Genomic DNA, 18,839 nt, shown 5'->3' with positions numbered 1-18,839 from the left:
TTCATGAAATCGTGAGATTCGGCGTTAGCCAATCGCTTCGCTTATTTCGTCTAACAGAATTACATTTCGAATTATAATGAGCATTTTGAAATTCAATTGGTATTATTTGTTTTTAAGGTGCGGAGCAGCGAAATATAGTTCGCCCGGATAAAAGCGACAGCCTTTGTTTTGGATAGCTTGTGAGAAATGTATTTTGGCGGCTGAGCCTTAGCGAAGACCCCGAAATACAATTTTCGAACCGCTATGCTAAATAAAGCTATAGCGGAGAGCCGGAAATAGCGCCAAAAAAAAAGAGATTGGAAACTTCAGACATTTATTAAATGCTATGCTTTTTTTCGTTAAATTAAAAATAATACTTTGACCAAACTCTTCACATTGAAATTTAATTGGCATAAAAGGTTATATACTTTTTGTGTGTTATCCGTAATCTTATTTGTAGCAATAAGATAAATATGTGTTTGTAAGTTTATTCTTTCATGATGCTTTTATTACCCCAATTGCCATTTGTCTAGTCAATAATTGTGTTGTAAGGGTGGTGGAATTCCGAATAATTGTTAATAACCGATTTTTTTCATGGTGTATGAAAGTGTTAGGTTTTACAGGCCTTTATAAGTGTTTTTAAATTAAGTTTTCAACAAAGTGGTAAAAAGTGGGGTAAAGTGTAAAAAAGTGTAGTATAATATCTTATATTTGAAATTGTAAAAAAACAATTAATGACAAATCTGTTCGGAACATACGAATGTAAGATCGACGCCAAAGGACGCTTGTTGCTACCTGCTCAGTTAAAGAAGCAGTTAGCTCCGTATTTGGGTGATGGATTCGTATTGAAACGATCAGTTTTTGAGCAGTGTTTGGAACTGTATACAATGGCAGAATGGAACGCTGTGATGAGCAAATTAAACAAGAAAAATCGTTTTCAGAGGAAAGTAGCAAGTTTTATACGTCAATTTACAGCAGGGGTAAAGTCGATTGAATTGGATGGGACAGGGCGAATGTTGATAACGAAAGATCTTGTGAGTTTTGCAGGGATAGAAAAGGAAGTTGTACTTACTGTTACAGTCAACAACATTATTGAGGTTTGGGATAAAGATCGCTACGAAAGTGTGATTAATAATCCTGAAGAGGATTTTGGAGATTTAGCAGAAGAAGTAATGGGGGATTTTGAAGAGTTACTTCAGTAGATTTCCGTCTATTCCATATAATGTAGAAAAAAATAACTAAAATTCTATACAAATGGCAATGGAGTACCATGTGCCTGTGCTTTTCGACGAGTGTATCGAAGGCCTGGCGATTAAGGAAAATGGTATTTATGTGGATGTTACTTTTGGAGGAGGTGGTCATTCGCGTGGAATTATTTCTCATCTTGGAGAAAAAGGAAAGCTATTTGCTTTCGATCAGGATAAAGATGCTTTAGAAAATAAGATAGACGATTCTCGTTTTGAGCTTATTAACGTAAACTTCAGGCATCTGAAGAATTATTTAAGACTTCACGGAGTGAAAAAGGTCGATGGGATTCTCGCAGATTTGGGTGTTAGTTCTCATCAATTCGATGTTGCCGAGCGGGGGTTTTCTACTCGTTTCGATGGCAGGTTGGATATGAGAATGAATCAAAAATCAAATATCTCAGCTTATGAGATTGTGAATGATTATGATGTAGAGGATTTGAGCAGGATATTCAGAGATTTCGGGGAGCTTAAAAATGCCTGGAAAGTTGCAAACAGGATTGTGGATTCACGTAGTGATAAGCCAATTGAAACTAATGGCGATCTAAAAGAATTAACGAAAGATTTAGCACCTCGAAACAGGGAAAATAAGTTTTATGCTCAGATGTTTCAGGCAATAAGAATTGAAGTTAATGATGAAATGGGGGTTTTAAAGGCCTTCCTCGAATCGAGTAATGAAATTTTGAATCCTGATGGGAGATTAGTTGTAATTTCTTATCACTCATTAGAAGACAGGCTGGTAAAACGATATATTAAAACCGGACTTTTTAGGGGAGAACCTGAAAAGGATATTTATGGGAATGTGGATGTTCCTTTTAAAGCTGTTAACAGAAAAGTAATAGTCCCAACCGAAGAGGAGGTTGAAAGAAACAGCAGAGCGAGAAGTGCAAAATTGAGAATTGCGAAAAAACTATAATGGAAAAGAAGTCCAAAAACATAGGAACTATTGTAAGAGGTAACCTGTTTGACACTGATGTACTTCTTGAAAACTGGAAAGTAATAGCCTTTGCTGTCTTGCTTATCCTGATAACAATAGTAAGTTCTCATTCTGCTGACGAAAAAGTATATGAGATTTCGAAACTTCAGAAAGAAGTTAGAGAGTTGAAGTCGGAATTTGTAGATGTAAGAACGCAGCTGATGAATTCGAGAATGGGATCAAATCTTCAGGAAAAAGTGAGAAAAATTGGCTTGGAGCAATCTACAACACCACCACATGTAATAAAAGTAAATAATAATTGAATTGGAAAAAAATAGAAGAAACATACTAAACAGATTATACCTGATTCTAGCTTTGCTTTTATTGGTGTTTTTTGCTGTGTTTGGGAAAATATTCCAGATTCAATATGTTGATGGTAAGCATTACAGGGAGTTAGCTTCGAAAAGAACCATAAGACCTCATGTAATTAAGGCCCGACGTGGAAATATTTATGCAGAAGACGGGAATTTGTTGGCAACATCAGTCACCACATTTACTGTAGCAATAGATCCTACTGTTCCTTCTACAAAATTATTCAATGAAAATATAGACGATCTGTCAGACTCAATTCACAGTTTGTTTGGAGCGCCATCAAGATATTATTATGCCGACAAGATTACCAAAGCACGAGAGAAGGGTAAAAAATATTTTAGAATAAAGAAAAATTTAACCTTTGATCAATATCAAAGGTTTAAAGGTTTTCCAATTCTTAATAAAGGAAGGTTTAAAGGCGGACTTGTTGTTGAGGAAAAAATGGTTAGGGAACATCCTTTGGGAAAAGTTGCCGAACGGACTATTGGATACGAAAAAGATTATTTATCGGTAGGTCTCGAAGGAGCATATTCCAGATATCTGTCGGGTAGAGATGGAAGTGTTTTGAGTGTAAAACTTCAAAAAGGATCATGGAAACCTCTGAGTGATAAAAATGAAATAGAACCTGAGGATGGGGCAGATATATATTCTACGATAGATGTGCATATACAGGATGTGGCACATTATGCTTTATTAAGGCAATTGGAAGAGTTTAAAGCCGACCACGGTACTGTTGTAGTAATGGAAGTTAATACCGGTAAGATCAAAGGGATTGTAAACCTTGGACGTACAGAAAAAGGTAAATATTACGAAAAAGTAAATTACGCAGTTTACGAATCTTCTGAGCCCGGATCAACCTTTAAGCTTCCGGCTTTAATAGCCGCTCTCGAAGATGGAGTTGTAGATACCTCTAAGGTGATAGATACAGGAAACGGGAAGCATAAGATCTATGGGAAATATATTAGAGATTCACATAGAGGTGGTTTTGGAAAGGTGTCAGTAAAGAAGGTGTTCGAAGAATCATCAAATGTAGGAATGGCTAAAATTATATATGAAAACTATAAGACAAACCCAACCAGATTTTTGAACAGACTTTATTCGATGGGTCTTGATAAGAAAATTGGATTAAATATTAAGGGAGAAGGTTCGCCTGTAATTCCAAATCCTCAGGCCGATAACTGGTCAGGACTTAGTTTAGCCTGGATGGCTTATGGTTATGGGGTTCATTTGACACCACTTCAAATACTTACTTATTATAATGCAATTGCAAATGACGGGGTAGAAGTTAAACCGTATTTTATTTCGAAAATAAGAGATGATGAGGGAGTGATTTCTACTGTGCATACCGAAGTTCTGAACTCGAGAATTTGTTCTGAAAGTACAGTGAAAATAGCTCGGGATATGCTGGAAGGAGTTGTGGAAAATGGAACAGGAAAAGGTTTGAAAATGGATAACCTGCAAATTGCCGGAAAAACCGGAACTACCCAGTTAAATTACTGGGAAGGAAAGAAGAATATGGGTTATAGTTCTTCATTTGTCGGATATTTTCCTGCAAAAGATCCTAAGTACTCAATGATTGTTGTAGTTAATAAACCGGACAAGAGTAAAGGTTATTACGGTGCTCAGGTTGCTGCACCGGTATTTAAGGAGATAGCAGTTAAAATTTATCACGAGGGACCGGAAGTAGAAAATATTATACCGGCTTTGAGTGATGAAGAGTTGAGAAATCAGATAGTTTTAGGATCAAAGGCTTCGGAGGTTCGAAAAGGTCTGATGCCAAATGTGAAAGGTGTTCCAGCAATGGATGCGTTATCAATGTTGGAAAATATTGGACTGAAAGTTAGAATGAGAGGTTCAGGCAGGGTTGTTAAACAATCTATACCGGCTGGAAGAAGAGTAAAGAAGAACAACTTAGTTAATTTAGTATTGATGTGATGAGGGTGTTAAACAAAATACTTGGGGGCATAAATGTTTTGGAGCTTTCCGGAAATAGTTCCGCAGAAATTACTTCTGTTGAATTCGATTCCAGAAAAGTGACAAACGGAAGTGTTTTTGTGGCTATTAGCGGAGTGGCAGTTGATGGGCATAAATATATATCAAAAGCTATAGAACTTGGAGCAAAGGCAATTGTATATCAAAATAATGTAGATGTTGATAATGATAGTGTTGCCTGGGTAAAGGTGGGAGATAGCAAGGAGGCATTAGGAGTAATAGCTTCAAACTTTTATGATAATCCTTCGTCAAAACTTAAATTAGTTGGAGTTACAGGAACAAACGGTAAAACTACTATCGCTACACAGTTATATACGCTTTTTGGATTACTGGGAAAAAAAGCGGGATTGTTTTCAACGATCAGGATTATGGCTGGTGATGAAGAGATTGTTTCTACACATACAACTCCGGATCCGGTAACATTAAATAAATATTTGCAACAGATGGCCGAAGCAGGAGTATCGCACTGCTTTATGGAAGTGAGCTCTCATGGTGTTGACCAACGCAGAATTGCCGGACTGCATTTCGCAGGAGGCGCTTTTACAAATATTACCCACGATCATCTTGATTATCATAAAACATTTAAAGAATATATAAACGTTAAGAAACGTTTTTTTGATGATTTGCCTAAAACAGCATTTGCCATAACTAATTCTGATGATAAAAACGGAATGGTAATGCTTCAGAATACAAAAGCTAAAAAGCTCAGCTATTCAATGAAATCAGTGAGTGATTATAAGGTTAGATTACTGGAAAGTCACTTTAGCGGGATGTTGTTGAGAATTGGGAATAAGGAGATTTGGACTAAATTAATAGGGAAGTTTAACGCATATAACCTTTTAGCTATTTACTCTGTTTCGGTTGAACTTGGAGAGGATGAAGATGAAGTATTAAAAGCGATGAGTCGTTTAGAAAATGTGACAGGTCGTTTTGATCATTTTTCTTCGGAAAAGGGAATTATTACCGTGGTTGATTATGCCCATACTCCCGATGCTTTGAAAAATGTACTGGAAACGATTGGAGAGATAAGGACAGGAAATGAAAAATTAATTACAGTTGTTGGCTGTGGCGGAGATAGAGATAAAGGGAAGCGTCCGAAGATGGCAAAAATTTCCTGTGATTTTTCTAATAAAGTAGTTCTTACTTCAGATAATCCACGTACCGAAAAACCCGAGGATATTATTTCTGATATGGAAGCCGGTGTTCCTGCAGAACACTATCACAAAACAGTATCGATTGTTGATAGAGAACAAGGAATTAAAGCGGCATGTCAGGAGGCAGATAAAGGCGATATTATACTTATCGCCGGTAAAGGCCATGAAACATACCAGGATATCATGGGAGTGAAATACGACTTTGATGATTTTGAAAAAGCGAAAAAAATATTAACCCTGTTAAATAAGTAGAGATATGTTATACTATTTATTCAATTTCCTACATGAAACATTTAATATCCCTGGAGCAGGAATGTTTAATTATATTTCATTCCGGGCAGGTTTAGCGATAATATTTTCGTTGATAATTGCCACAGTATATGGTAAGAGAATAATATTATTTCTACAGCGCCAACAGGTTGGAGAAACAGTTAGGGAGCTTGGCCTGGAAGGGCAGATACAAAAAGCAGGTACACCTACTATGGGAGGTGTAATTATTATTCTGGCAACTGTTGTTCCGGTATTGTTATTTGCCAAGCTTGAAAATATTTATGTTATACTTCTTTTGATTACTACACTTTGGATGGGAACTATCGGTTTTCTTGATGATTACATCAAAGTGTTTAGGAAAAATAAGGAAGGATTAAGAGGGAGGTTCAAAATAATAGGACAGGTAGGTTTAGGCTTAATTGTTGGTGGTATGTTGTATTTCAACGAGGATGTTACAATTAAGGAGAAAGTGCATTATACACAGGAGGAATTATCTGAATTTATACAACAAGGAATAAGTCCACCAACATTTGATGCAGAGCATAAGTCACTTAAAACTACAATACCTTTTGTAAAAGGAAATGAATTCAATTACGAGAGTTTAATCTCATGGATGGGTGATGACGCTAAAGACTACGCCTGGTTATTATTTATCCCGATAGTGATTTTTATAATTACTGCGGTATCAAATGGAGCAAACCTTACCGATGGGGTTGATGGTTTAGCAGCAGGGTCATCTGCTATTATGGGAGTTACTTTGGCTTTGTTTGCCTGGGTATCCGGTAATATAATTTTTGCGGATTATTTAAATATAATGTTTATCCCAAATATGGGAGAGATTACAATTTACATAGCGGCATTTATTGGAGCACTGGTTGGTTTTCTTTGGTATAACGCTTATCCGGCGCAGGTGTTTATGGGCGATACCGGAAGTTTAACTATAGGAGGAATAATTGCAGTAATAGCGATTATTATGAGAAAAGAACTCCTAATCCCAATTATCAGCGGGGTGTTTCTTGTAGAGAACCTTTCAGTAGTGTTGCAGGTGTCATATTTTAAATATACAAAGAAGAAATTAGGAGAAGGAAAACGAATTTTTCTGATGGCTCCTTTGCACCACCATTATCAAAAAAAGAATTATCACGAGAGTAAAATTGTAATCCGATTTTGGATTGTAGGGATAATGTTGGCTGTTTTGTCAATAATAACATTAAAAATCAGATAAAATAGTGAGTAAAAGGATTTCCATATTAGGAGCAGGTGAGAGCGGAGTTGGTGCGGCCATTTTGGCTAACAAGCTTGGCTATGATGTTTTTGTTTCCGATATGGGAGTGATAAAGCCCCGGTATATAAAAGAGCTTGAACAGTTGAAGGTGTCTTTTGAAGAAGGAACTCACAGTGAGGAAATTATTCTGAATAGTGAGTTAGTTGTGAAGAGTCCGGGAATTCCTGATAATGTACCGCTGGTAACCACCCTGAAAGAAAAGGGGGTTGAGGTAATATCGGAAATAGAATTCGCCTCAAGATATACAGAAGCAAAAATCGTTGCAGTTACCGGATCAAACGGTAAAACTACAACATCGATGCTTATTTATCATATTCTGAAGCTGGAAGGATTAAATGTAGGACTGGCAGGTAATATAGGAGAAAGTTTTGCGCGTCAGGTTGCAGGAAATGAGTTTGATTATTATGTGCTGGAGCTGAGTAGTTTTCAATTGGACGGGATAGTAAGTTTTAGACCTCATATCGCCGTTTTATTGAATATTACTCCTGATCATCTTAATCGCTACGATTATAAATTTGAAAATTATCGCGATTCGAAACTTAGAATTGCTATGAATCAAATAGAATCGGACTATTTAATCTATGATGCAAACGACGAAGGAAATCTGTCAGGTCTAAAAAATAATCCTGTGAAATCTATAGAGGTTCCATATGGCGAAAATATAAAAGGGATAACATACGGAAAGTTGAATTATAAAAATATTGAAATGAACTATAACCACCAAAATGACAATATAACTATGACAATCGATGAACTGGCTCTGCAGGGAAAACACAACGCGAGAAACTCTCTTGCGGGTGGTATGGCAGCAAAATTACTCGGAGTAAGAAATAGAACTATCAGAAATGGTCTGTCGAGTTTCGAAGCTGTAGAACATCGTTTGGAAAATTTTAAAAGTGTTGAGGGAATAAACTTTATTAATGATTCGAAAGCCACTAATGTAAATGCCACTTTCTATGCATTGGATTCAATGAAAAAAACTACTGTATGGATTGTTGGAGGTGTGGATAAAGGAAATGATTATTCCGATTTAATACCCTTTGTGAGGGATAAAGTTAGAGCTGTGGTTTGTCTTGGTGTGGATAATGAAAAACTGATGAAGGTTTTTGGGAATAAGGTTGATGTTATTACTGAAACTTTTTCAATGAAAGAGGCTGTAAATACAGCGTATACTCTTGCCAGAAGAGGGGATAATGTATTACTTTCGCCAGCCTGTGCAAGTTTTGATTTATTCGATAGTTATGAGGATAGAGGATTCCAGTTTAAGGAGGAAGTTGGACACTTAGAGCAATAATTTTTTTAGTAAAAAATAAGAGGTTGAGATTAGCATGAAAGCATTTATGCAAAGTTTAAAAGGAGATAAAAAAGTATGGGGCATTGTATTCTTTATGATGATTGCCTCACTTGTTGTTGTATACAGCGCAATAAGTAACTTAGCATGGCGTGGCTCTGGTTCGGGGCATGTTTTATCTATGACTTTTAAACATGGCTTACACTTAGTAATAGCTATAGTGATAATGTATTTTGTACATAAGAAACCTTATAAATATTTTTCCTCAATTGCAGTTTTATTATTACCTGTTGTAGTGTTGATGTTGATATTTACTCTGTTTCAGGGAAAAGAAATAGACGGTGCTAATGCGAGCAGGTGGATTCAGGTTCCTTTTATAGGGATGAGTATTCAACCATCTTCAGTGGCAACAGTAATATTATACACTTATGTTGCCAGGTACTTGTCCAGAATACAGGATAAGAAGGTTACTTTTAAGGAAGCAGCTTTGCCATTGTGGTTACCTATACTGGCTGTTGTTTTGCCAATTTTGCCTGCAAACTTTTCAACAGCAGCACTATTGGTGCTTAATTTGGGGGTAATATTAATAATTGGAAGGTATCCGTTAAAACATCTGGTTTTGATGTTTAGCGTTGGAGCAATAATACTAACACTCTTTATTGGGATGGCGATGAAGTTTCCGGATGCATTTCCAAACCGTGCTCATACATGGGTTAGCCGTATAGAATCTTTTATGTCGGATGATGAAAAAGAAGAGCAATATCAGGTAGAGTCAGCAAAGATTGCTATTGCAATGGGTGGTGTATTGGGGCAGGGTCCTGGCAAAAGTATTCAGAAGAATCATTTACCACAGTCGTCGTCTGATTTTATTTTCGCAATAGTAATCGAGGAATTTGGCATTTTAGGAGCTTTTTCTTTGATGTTCTTATATTTCGCTCTATTGTTTCGGGTGATGGTTATTTCGAGAAAAGCACCAACGATTTTTGGGTCTTTATTAGTTCTGGCATTAGGAATTCCGATTGTATTGCAGGCATTAGTAAATATGGCTGTAGCAGTGGGGTTATTCCCGGTAACCGGACAGCCTTTACCTTTAATTAGTAGTGGAGGTACTTCAATATGGATGATTGCTGCAGCAATAGGAATGATAATTAGCGTTAGTAGAGAAACCCAGGAGTTGGAAAATCAGGAAGAGACAGATGATTTAGAAAATATAGATAAAGAATTAATTAGTCAGGAAGTTGAAGAAGTTATATAAAATAATGTTGAGTGGAGGTGGAACCGGAGGACATATTTTTCCGGCTGTTTCTATCGCGAATGAACTTAAACAAAGGTTCCCTGAATCAAAGTTTTTGTTTGTTGGTGCTAAAGACAGGATGGAAATGGAAAAAGTTCCTCAGGCCGGATATGATATTGAAGGACTTTGGATTTCGGGAATACAACGAAAATTGACAATTGATAATCTTTCGTTTCCGTTAAAACTTATTTCAAGTTTATATAAATCACGGAAACTGATTAATAAGTTCAAGCCCGATGTGGTTATCGGAACAGGTGGTTTTGCAAGCGGTCCATTATTGTATGTAGCATCCCGAAAAGGGATCCCTACATTAATTCAGGAACAAAACTCCTATCCGGGGATTACAAATAAAGTTTTGTCAAAGTCTGTTGATAAGATTTGTGTTGCTTTCGAAGGTTTGGAGAGGTTTTTTCCAAAAGCTAAAATTAAGTTGACAGGAAATCCGATCAGGCATGATTTAGTAGATATTAAAAGATCAAAAGACGAGGCAGCAAAATTCTTCGGACTTGATAAAAGTAAAAAGACAATATTAGTTCTTGGAGGAAGTCTGGGTGCTAAAGCGATAAACATACAGGTATCAAAAATTCTTAACTGGGTTAAGGAAAATAATTACCAGATGATATGGCAAACGGGTAAACTTTATATAGATGATTATTTGCCCTTACAAGATGAGATTTCGTATGACGGTATAAAAATTCAGGCTTTTTTAAATAACATGGATTTAGCTTATCAAATGGCAGATGTTATTGTTTCAAGGGCGGGAGCAGGTACAATATCAGAATTGTGTGTTGTAGGTAAACCGGTGATTTTTATTCCATCACCAAATGTGGCGGAGGATCATCAGTCGAAGAATGCCGAATCACTTTCATCGAAAGATGCTGCAATACTTATTCCTGAAAATAAAATGGAAGAGATGTTTGTTGCGGAGCTTGAAAGAATATTGGACGATGAAATTATTGAAAACCGACTGGCAGAGAATATAAAAAAGTTAGCATTGCCGGAAGCTTCTAAAGAAATTGCGAACGAAGTAGAATTGTTGTTAAAATAAATGGAGTTAAACAAAATACATAAGGTTTATTTTATAGGTATCGGTGGAATCGGTATGAGTGCTTTGGCAAGGTATTTTGCTGAAAAAGGCATTGCGGTTTACGGTTACGATAAAACTCCGGGTAAGATAACAGATTGTTTGATCGGATTGGGTATTTCAATTACGTTTACTGATGATGTAAGGGAAGTATCAGGAGAGGTTAGGGAAGATAAATCTACATTGGTTGTTTATACTCCTGCAATACCGGGAGATAATAAAATATTAAAGTATTTTGAATCTGAATCGTATAAAATACTAAAGAGATCTGAAGTACTGGGTTTAATTACGAAGTCTACTTATTGTTTGGCTGTTGCAGGAACACATGGAAAAACAACTACATCGGCCTTGTTGGGACATGTAATGAATGAATGCGGTACCGGCGCAAGTGCTTTTATAGGAGGACATGTTAATCAATACGATTCAAATGTAATATTTGGAGAGAATAATATTTCGGTTGTTGAAGCTGATGAATACGACAGAAGCTTTATGCATTTGAGTCCAAATATTGCCTGTATTACATCTATGGATGCAGATCATCTGGATGTTTATGGAAAGGCAGAGGAGCTTGAACATGCATTTAAGGATTTTACCGGGCTTTTGGCTGATGATGGTAAACTTATCTGCAGGAAAGGTTTGGATATAGATGGAGCTCTAACATATTCGATAGAAGAAGAAAGTGATTATTTAGCTAAGAATGTCAGAGTAGAGAATGGTAAATTCTTATTTGATTTGGTAAATAATAGAGATGAAGAGTTCTTAAACGTTGTAAGTAACTTACCCGGGAGGAAGAATATAGAGAACACACTGGCTGCTTATGCGATGGCAGAACAGTTTGGACTGGACGGTGAGGATATTGTAAAGGCTATTAAAAGTTTTGAGGGTATTTATCGCAGGTTCAATGTTTTTGATTACCGGGGGAAAATAATTGTTGATGATTATGCTCATCACCCGTCGGAGGTGGAATCAGCACTGGAAACGGCTAGAGAATTATTCTTGGGCAAAAAGATAATGGTTGTTTTTCAACCGCATTTGTTCAGTAGAACGAAAGACTTTATGGAAGAATTTGCAGATATACTTTCTAAATTCGATTCTATTCGCTTGTTGGATATATATCCTGCTCGTGAATTACCTATAGAGGGCGTATCAAGTAAGGTTCTTTTAGAGGAAATCAATAATATAAATAAAAAATTGATTTCTAAAGATGAAATAGCAAACGAGATATTATCGGCCGATCAGGATGTGGTAATGATGCTGGGTGCCGGTGATATAAGTATTGAAATAGAGAAATTAAAAAAATAAAAGTGATTAATAAAGGAGTAACATATTTGCTTTATGGACTAGCTATAACTGCTATGGTTGCGCTGATGGGTTTTGCCAATTACAGGCATAACTCTAAAACTGTTAGCGGGGTAGAAATAAAGGTTTTGGATTACGACAGTATAAAATTCATAAATGAAGAAGTTGTAAGTAAAATGGTTGCTCTTACTTATGATAGTCTCACATATCGAATAAGCAATAGTATTAATGTTTCTCTTCTCGAAAATGAAGTAGAAAGGCTGAGTTCTGTTGAGAAAGCAGATGTGTTTATTGATATTGAAGGTAGGTTGGCTGTAAATGTAATACAAAGAAAACCTATTGGGCGAATCATAACTTCAAAATATAATTGTTATATAGATGAGCGTGGTGAAAAGATGCCATTGTCGCAACTGTTTACATTAAATGTACCTCTGATTGATGGGAAAGTTAATGATGAAAATCTTTACGAAATTTTCTCTTTGTTAGATTATATAAGAAACAATTCTGTATTGAAAGAGCAGATTGTAAGTATAAAAGTAGATAAATATAATGAGTACGAATTCAGAACTCGAAAAGGAAATCAGGTTATTGAGTTTGGAAAGGCAACAGATATTGAACGTAAATTTGATAAGTTGTTAATTTATTATCGAAAAACTGTATCTGACTTTGGTTGGGAAAGATACAAGAAGATTAATTTGGAATATGCAAACCAAGTAGTTTGTACAAAACGATAAATCATGGAAAACTCTGACATTGCTGTAGGTCTGGATATTGGTACAACAAAGATTGTGTCAATTATTGGACGTAGAAACGAGCATGGAAAGGTGGAAGTTTTGGGAGTAGGAAAGGCCAAAAGTTTAGGTGTTCATCGTGGTGTTGTTAGTAACATCATGAAAACAATCGAATCTATTCAAATGGCTATTGAAGAGGCAGAAGCTAGCTCAGGACAACAAATAACCAAGGTAGTGGTAGGTATCGCGGGTCAACATATCAGAAGCTTACAGCATACTGATTATATTGACAGAGATGACCATGAAGAGGTTATTACTGAGTTTGATATTGATAACCTAATAAATCAGGTATATAAATTAGTAATGCTTCCGGGTGAAGAGATTATCCATGTGTTGCCACAGGAGTTCAAAATAGATGGACAGAACGAAATCAGAGAGCCCATCGGAATGTCGGGACGAAGAATTGAATCTAATTTTCATGTTGTAGTAGGAAATGTTTCGTCAATCAGGAATATTGGAAGATGTGTGATCAATAGCGGTTTGGAAATTGATGATATCACTCTTGAGCCTATTGCATCTGCCGATTCAGTTTTGAGCGATGAAGAGAAAGAGGCAGGAGTAGCTTTGATAGATATAGGAGGGGGAACAACAGATTTAGCAATTTTTAAAGACGGAATCATTCGTCACTCTGCCGTAATACCATTTGGTGGAAATGTTATTACAGATGATATTAAAGAAGGTTGTTCTATTATAGAGAAGCAGGCAGAGTTATTGAAAGTTAAGTTCGGTTCTGCATGGCCCGGTGAAAATAGCGAAAATGAGATTGTTTCAATACCCGGTTTAAGAGGTCGTGAGCCAAAAGAGGTGACAATGAAAAATCTCTCTAAAATTATTCATGCCAGGGTTGTTGAAATAGTAGACCAGGTTTATCTGGAGATAAAAAATTATGGGCATGATGAGCCCAAGAAAAAGCTTATAGCTGGAATTGTGTTAACCGGTGGAGGGGCTGAATTGAAGCATATCCGACAAATGGTTGAATATATTACAGGGATGGATGCGAGAATTGGTTATCCAAATGAGCATCTCGCAAGTGGATCAGATTCAAGGCTTACGTCGCCAATGTTTGCGACATCTGTAGGTCTGCTGATAAAAGGACTTGATAAATTGGAAGTTGATAAAAAGTCAGAGCAAATTGTAGAGGAGGAGGAGAAACCGGTTGAAGAGAAATCTGAAATTCTCGGTGAGAAAGATAAAATAGAAAAAGAGATTAAGGAGGATGGTGAAGAGAAGAAGCAAGTAAAGAAGGCAAAGCCTAAAGAAAGAAAGTTTGTTTGGGATTCTTTTGTAAAGAAACTCAGGGATTTTCTCGAAAATGAATAAAAAATAGAATTAAAACAATGGAAATTAGAATTTCTAACCCCAAAATATAAGAACAATGAATCAAAACAACATTTCCTTTGATCTGCCTAAAAATAGATCCAACGTGATTAAGGTTATTGGCGTTGGTGGTGGCGGTAGTAATGCGGTTAATTACATGTATAACCAAGGGTTTAACGGTGTGGATTTTGTAGTTTGTAATACAGATTCACAAGCCTTGCAAAATAGTCCGGTTCCTAATAAAATTCAATTAGGTGTGACTCTTACTGAGGGGTTAGGTGCAGGTGCCGATCCTGAAATTGGAGGACAATCTGCTCAGGAGAGTCTGGAGGAAATAGAGGCTATGTTCAATACGAACACGAGAATGGTTTTTCTTACTGCCGGAATGGGTGGAGGTACAGGTACGGGAGCTGCTCCTGTTATAGCTAAACTTGCTTCAAAATTGGGAATTCTTACTGTGGGGATCGTAACTATTCCTTTCCAGTTCGAGGGACAGAAAAGGCTGGCTCAGGCTCAGGCAGGTGTTGAAGAGTTACGTGGTTATGTGGACTCCCTTATTGTCATTAATAATGGTAAGCTAAGGGAAATATATGGAAATTTAGGCTTTAAAGCCGGTTTCTCTAAGGCTGATGAAGTTTTGGCTACTGCAGCCAAGGGTATTTCGCAGGTAATTACCAATCACTATGGTATGAACATTGACTTGCGTGATGCCAAAACTGTATTGGCAAAAAGTGGAACTGCCATAATGGGGTCGGCAGAAGCATCTGGAGATAATAGAGCTATTGATGCAATTACTAAAGCACTGGATTCACCACTATTGAATGACAATAAAATTACCGGGGCAAAAAAAGTATTACTTCTTATAGTTTCGGGAGAATTAGAAATTACTTTGGACGAAATAGGAGAAATCAATGATTATATTCAAATTGAATCCGGGGGAAGTTCTGATATAATTATGGGTGTGGGAGATGATGCCTCATTAGGAGACAGTATCAGTGTGACAGTTGTTGCCACAGGTTTTTCTACTGAGCAACAGGATACCCATATAGAGAAGGAACCTTCGAAAACGGTTCATAAACTGATCGAAGATGTCAAGCCTAAAAGAAAGGCTGTTCCGCCTCCAAAAGCTCCCGTAGTTCACGAGAAAAAAGAGGAGATTCAAGAGGTTGTTGAAAATAAGAAGGTTATTCATCTGTTAGAAGAGGAAGTTGAGGAAAAGCCTGTTGTAAAACCTGTAGTAAATGAGGCTCCAAAAACGATTGAGCATGAGGTGAAAGTAGAAAGACAAGAAATTACACCACCTGTTGAGGAATCGGTTTTAATAGAGGAAAATATTATTGAAGAAACTCCTGTACAAATTGAAGACAAACAGATTCAGTCTGACATACAAGAGCAAAGTATAGAGTCGTCGACAGACGAAAATCAGCAAAATAGTATAATGGATATTGCTGATGAGGAAATTGTAATTAATACGATTGTTTCTGATGTAAATATTTCGGAAGAAGTAGTTGGTGACTCTCAAACAACTATTGAGTTTGATTTCGAACCGATGGATAGTGATGAGGAGATAGAAACAGAAGTGATTGAAGATGATTATGAAGAAGAAGTAATTGAAGAAGTCTTCGAGAAAAAGGTAGTTCACAGACTTGAAGATTTTGAAGAGGAAATAATCAATGATCTGCCTTATATCCATTCAGAAGCTGTTGAATCTCCTGATGCCCATGAAGTGTCAGATGTTGCTAATGTACCTGAAGTTTCAAATGTTACTGAAGTTTCTCAGTCAAAAAAAGCAGAGGTGTTTTCTGATGGGTCAAAACGTTATAATTTAGACGATTATGCAGAGCTTGAAACCAGAATACAAAGAGCAAAGCCGGTTGAAGAAATCGCAAGTGTACAAAGCTCTGTAGAAAAAGTTGAGGTGGAGCCTGAACCTGAATTAAAAATTGAAATTGTTAAGAAATCGGTAGAAGCTCAGGTTGCAACGGAACAACCAATTAAGAATGTTGAAGGAAGAACAGAAGCAGATGAATTGCTAGAAGAGTCGTTCGATCCAACTGATGTTCCTCTTTCGAAACAGGATGAAATCAGGAAACAAAGACAGGAAAGATTAAGAAGGTTTAATCATCGTTTTAAAGCTACAAATCCAACAGCGATCGATGATTTAGAAAAGCAGCCGGCATATATTAGAGCCGGATTAGATGTTACGTCTTCATCGAATCAGAATAATAATTCACGTTATTCCCTAAGGAATAGTGATGATGATAATGTAATAAGATCAAATAATTCATTTTTACACGATAACGTTGACTAAATTATGAGTTTACAAAGCAAAGTTATGGCTGAAATGAAATCAGCTATGAAATCAAAAGATAAAGTTGCTTTAGAAGCATTAAGAGCTGTTAAGGCTGCTATTTTAATGGCACAGACTGAATCTGGCGCTAAAGAAGAATTGGATGAAAATCAGGAAATGAAGCTTCTTCAAAAACTGGTTAAACAACGCAAGGATTCTGCACAATTGTACAAAGAGCAGGGAAGAGAGGATTTAGCCGAGCCTGAATTAGCTCAGGTAGCTGTAATCGAAAAGTTCTTGCCGGCTCAATTGTCAGAAGATGAGTTGAAAGTTATAATAGGGAGAATTATAGAAGAGCTTGGCGCTACTTCGCCTAAAGATATGGGTAAAGTAATGGGGGCAGCCAATAAGAAATTAGCCGGTAAAGCCGAAGGTAGAATGATATCTACGGTGGTTAAAGATATTTTGGGAGCTATATAGTATACCAAAATTTTAGTTATTTTAACATTGTTTTTTTATTTAGACATTATGTCTAAAACTTAAATCCCCGCTTCCCCGCGGGGATTTTTAATTGTTGAAATTTAATTGGTATAATACAGAATATTTGATCATAAGATAAAGAGAATAGCAGTTTATTAATCTTATAATCCTCTCATCATTTGATCTATTATCAACTTAATGAAAAAAGTTATTAAATTTCCTCAATATTCGTGGTTGAGCAAAGGCTATTGTTTCTTTAATGCAAAACCAAAAACACTTCCAAAAATGCCTCCCATAATATGAGAGAAATGCGAGATGTTGTTGTTTTCAAAACTCCCTATAATTTCATTGCCCAGGTAGAATATCAGTACCAAAATGAATGTGAGTGGTATCCCATGGCCACTTGAATTTGCAAATGATGCGAGTATTATCAACATGAAAACTATTCCACTTGCACCCAAAAGGCCTGAATTAAAGAAGAAGATTTGCATAATCGCTGTAAACAGTGCGGTAAGTATCATCATGGAAATCAATAATGTGCTGCCGTATTTTTCTTCAATTATGGGGCCTAATATTAGCATTAAGGATAGATTTCCAAACAAATGTTGAATATTTGCATGTCCCAATGTATATGTTAACGTGGAAATGTAGTCGGTCAAGCTACCTGAGTTAAAATCGGGGTATAAAACCAGAATAGAGTTTAAAGTACCGCCTAAAATAGTATTTGTAAAAAATAACAAAACAGCAATTATCGAAAAGCTAAGAATTACAGGTGAGTTATATCTTATTTTGAAATTCATTTGTGTAAATTTTTACGATAAGGTTATATGGAATCCCAAAATTTAGTCATGGCTGTTGATATAAGTCAACTTTTATGGGATTTTATAGAATTTAGATCTTTTAACTATACAAATATATTTAGAGCAGCGTTATATGCAGATTCAAACATTAAGGGGTTTAAATTTGTTTGAACTCTTTTTTCAGTCATATACGACAAAAGCTTTTCGGTTGGCAGGTTTCCTATCAGATCGTCTTTAGCCATCGGGCAGCCTCCAAGACCTTTTATTGCCGAGTCAAATCTTCTGCATCCTGCCTCAAATGAAGCCATTACCTTTTCGCGCCAGGTTTCTTTTCTGGAATGGAGGTGAGCTCCAAATTCTACTTCCGGGAAAGCAGGAATCAGGTTAGAGAATAAATATTGGATAGATTCTTTTTGCGAGACTCCTATTGTATCGGAAAGAGCTATAGTTGTGACCCCTAAATCAGCAATTTTTTCAGCCCATTTTGCAACTAAGTCTATATTCCACGGTTCTCCATATGGATTGCCAAAAGCCATTGACAAATAAACTACTAATTCTTTATTCGATTTACTTACTAAGTTCTTTATATTCTCAACAGAATTCAAAGACTGTTCAATTGTTTTATTGGTATTTCTCATTTGAAAGGTCTCTGAAACAGAGAAAGGGAATCCTATATAAGAAATTTCATCGAAGGCACATGCATCTTCCGCACCTCTGTAGTTAGCAGCTATAGCCAAAAGTTTACTTTCACTTTGATCCAGATTCAACAGTTTTAAAACCTCGGCAGTATCTCGCATTTGCGGGATAGCTTTTGGAGAAACAAAGCTTCCGAAATCAATTGTATGATAACCGACTTTTAGTAAGGTGTTTATATAGCGTGCCTTATTTTGGGTGGGAATAAAATCGTGAATCCCTTGCATTGCATCACGAGGGCATTCTATAATTTTTACCTTTTCGTTGTTCATCGGTATTTTAATTGTC

16 protein-coding genes are annotated in these 18,839 nt (G+C 36.4%); 14 read left to right on the top strand and 2 right to left on the bottom strand.

The window, feature by feature from the left end; genetic code table 11:
• Positions 1-713 precede the first annotated feature (713 nt).
• From mraZ to ABFR62_03645, 14 genes are read left to right on the top strand one after another with little or no spacing between them, the layout of a single operon-like run.
• Entirely contained in the window at positions 714-1,181 is a 468-nt protein-coding gene (gene mraZ, locus ABFR62_03710) for a division/cell wall cluster transcriptional repressor MraZ (GenBank protein ID MEN8137516.1), read from the top strand.
• Positions 1,182-1,227: 46 nt separating this feature from the next.
• On the top strand, positions 1,228-2,139 hold the full coding sequence (gene rsmH / locus ABFR62_03705; protein MEN8137515.1) for a 16S rRNA (cytosine(1402)-N(4))-methyltransferase RsmH: 912 nt from the start codon (positions 1,228-1,230) through the stop codon (positions 2,137-2,139).
• Complete coding sequence (locus ABFR62_03700) at positions 2,139-2,462, top strand: FtsL-like putative cell division protein (protein MEN8137514.1); 324 nt, start codon at positions 2,139-2,141, stop codon at positions 2,460-2,462. The genes rsmH and ABFR62_03700 overlap by 1 nt, the downstream gene beginning before the upstream one ends.
• 1 nt (position 2,463) lies before the next feature.
• Positions 2,464-4,446, top strand: a complete 1,983-nt coding sequence (locus ABFR62_03695; GenBank protein ID MEN8137513.1) for a penicillin-binding protein — start codon at positions 2,464-2,466, stop codon at positions 4,444-4,446.
• Positions 4,446-5,909 (top strand): UDP-N-acetylmuramoyl-L-alanyl-D-glutamate--2,6-diaminopimelate ligase, encoded by a 1,464-nt coding sequence (locus ABFR62_03690; protein ID MEN8137512.1) that lies wholly within the window; start codon positions 4,446-4,448, stop codon positions 5,907-5,909. Before ABFR62_03695 ends, ABFR62_03690 begins: the two co-directional genes overlap by 1 nt.
• A gap of 4 nt (positions 5,910-5,913) precedes the next feature.
• Entirely contained in the window at positions 5,914-7,152 is a 1,239-nt protein-coding gene (gene mraY, locus ABFR62_03685; GenBank protein ID MEN8137511.1) for a phospho-N-acetylmuramoyl-pentapeptide-transferase, read from the top strand.
• A gap of 4 nt (positions 7,153-7,156) precedes the next feature.
• Positions 7,157-8,506, top strand: a complete 1,350-nt coding sequence (gene murD / locus ABFR62_03680) for a UDP-N-acetylmuramoyl-L-alanine--D-glutamate ligase (GenBank protein ID MEN8137510.1) — start codon at positions 7,157-7,159, stop codon at positions 8,504-8,506.
• Positions 8,507-8,552: 46 nt separating this feature from the next.
• Positions 8,553-9,758, top strand: a complete 1,206-nt coding sequence (locus ABFR62_03675) for an FtsW/RodA/SpoVE family cell cycle protein (protein MEN8137509.1) — start codon at positions 8,553-8,555, stop codon at positions 9,756-9,758.
• A gap of 4 nt (positions 9,759-9,762) precedes the next feature.
• The gene (gene murG, locus ABFR62_03670) at positions 9,763-10,845 is read left to right on the top strand and encodes an undecaprenyldiphospho-muramoylpentapeptide beta-N-acetylglucosaminyltransferase (protein MEN8137508.1); all 1,083 of its coding nucleotides are present in this window, start codon (positions 9,763-9,765) and stop codon (positions 10,843-10,845) included.
• Entirely contained in the window at positions 10,846-12,183 is a 1,338-nt protein-coding gene (murC, locus tag ABFR62_03665; protein ID MEN8137507.1) for a UDP-N-acetylmuramate--L-alanine ligase, read from the top strand.
• Positions 12,184-12,185: 2 nt separating this feature from the next.
• Complete coding sequence (locus ABFR62_03660; protein ID MEN8137506.1) at positions 12,186-12,914, top strand: hypothetical protein; 729 nt, start codon at positions 12,186-12,188, stop codon at positions 12,912-12,914.
• 3 nt (positions 12,915-12,917) lie between these two features.
• Positions 12,918-14,291, top strand: a complete 1,374-nt coding sequence (ftsA, locus tag ABFR62_03655) for a cell division protein FtsA (GenBank protein MEN8137505.1) — start codon at positions 12,918-12,920, stop codon at positions 14,289-14,291.
• 55 nt (positions 14,292-14,346) lie between these two features.
• Entirely contained in the window at positions 14,347-16,599 is a 2,253-nt protein-coding gene (ftsZ, locus tag ABFR62_03650) for a cell division protein FtsZ (protein ID MEN8137504.1), read from the top strand.
• A 3-nt stretch (positions 16,600-16,602) separates the two neighbouring features.
• Positions 16,603-17,058, top strand: coding sequence for a GatB/YqeY domain-containing protein (locus tag ABFR62_03645; GenBank protein ID MEN8137503.1), 456 nt, complete (start codon positions 16,603-16,605; stop codon positions 17,056-17,058).
• Between the two features lie 245 nt (positions 17,059-17,303).
• Here ABFR62_03645 and ABFR62_03640 read toward each other — a convergent pair whose 3' ends face one another.
• On the bottom strand, positions 17,304-17,858 hold the full coding sequence (locus ABFR62_03640) for a rhomboid family intramembrane serine protease (GenBank protein MEN8137502.1): 555 nt from the start codon (positions 17,856-17,858) through the stop codon (positions 17,304-17,306).
• A 104-nt stretch (positions 17,859-17,962) separates the two neighbouring features.
• Positions 17,963-18,823 carry a hydroxymethylglutaryl-CoA lyase gene (locus tag ABFR62_03635; protein ID MEN8137501.1) on the bottom strand — a complete coding sequence of 287 codons (861 nt, stop codon included), beginning with the start codon at positions 18,821-18,823 and terminating at the stop codon, positions 17,963-17,965.
• Positions 18,824-18,839: the final 16 nt, after the last annotated feature.

This window comes from Bacteroidota bacterium (assembly GCA_039714315.1).
In the GTDB taxonomy this organism is placed as follows: domain Bacteria; phylum Bacteroidota; class Bacteroidia; order Flavobacteriales; family JADGDT01; genus JADGDT01.
Note: the sequence above shows the minus strand (reverse complement) of the source record. Positions and strands in the feature narration are given on the sequence as shown.

Coding starts and splice junctions, on each gene's coding strand:
- mraZ (MEN8137516.1), top strand. CDS start 714: ATGACAAATCTGTTCGGAACATACGAATGTAAGATCGACGCCAAAGGA.
- ABFR62_03700 (MEN8137514.1), top strand. CDS start 2,139: ATGGAAAAGAAGTCCAAAAACATAGGAACTATTGTAAGAGGTAACCTG.
- ABFR62_03690 (MEN8137512.1), top strand. CDS start 4,446: ATGAGGGTGTTAAACAAAATACTTGGGGGCATAAATGTTTTGGAGCTT.
- mraY (MEN8137511.1), top strand. CDS start 5,914: ATGTTATACTATTTATTCAATTTCCTACATGAAACATTTAATATCCCT.
- ABFR62_03675 (MEN8137509.1), top strand. CDS start 8,553: ATGCAAAGTTTAAAAGGAGATAAAAAAGTATGGGGCATTGTATTCTTT.
- murG (MEN8137508.1), top strand. CDS start 9,763: ATGTTGAGTGGAGGTGGAACCGGAGGACATATTTTTCCGGCTGTTTCT.
- murC (MEN8137507.1), top strand. CDS start 10,846: ATGGAGTTAAACAAAATACATAAGGTTTATTTTATAGGTATCGGTGGA.
- ftsA (MEN8137505.1), top strand. CDS start 12,918: ATGGAAAACTCTGACATTGCTGTAGGTCTGGATATTGGTACAACAAAG.
- ftsZ (MEN8137504.1), top strand. CDS start 14,347: ATGAATCAAAACAACATTTCCTTTGATCTGCCTAAAAATAGATCCAAC.
- ABFR62_03645 (MEN8137503.1), top strand. CDS start 16,603: ATGAGTTTACAAAGCAAAGTTATGGCTGAAATGAAATCAGCTATGAAA.
- ABFR62_03640 (MEN8137502.1), bottom strand. CDS start 17,858: ATGAATTTCAAAATAAGATATAACTCACCTGTAATTCTTAGCTTTTCG.
- ABFR62_03635 (MEN8137501.1), bottom strand. CDS start 18,823: ATGAACAACGAAAAGGTAAAAATTATAGAATGCCCTCGTGATGCAATG.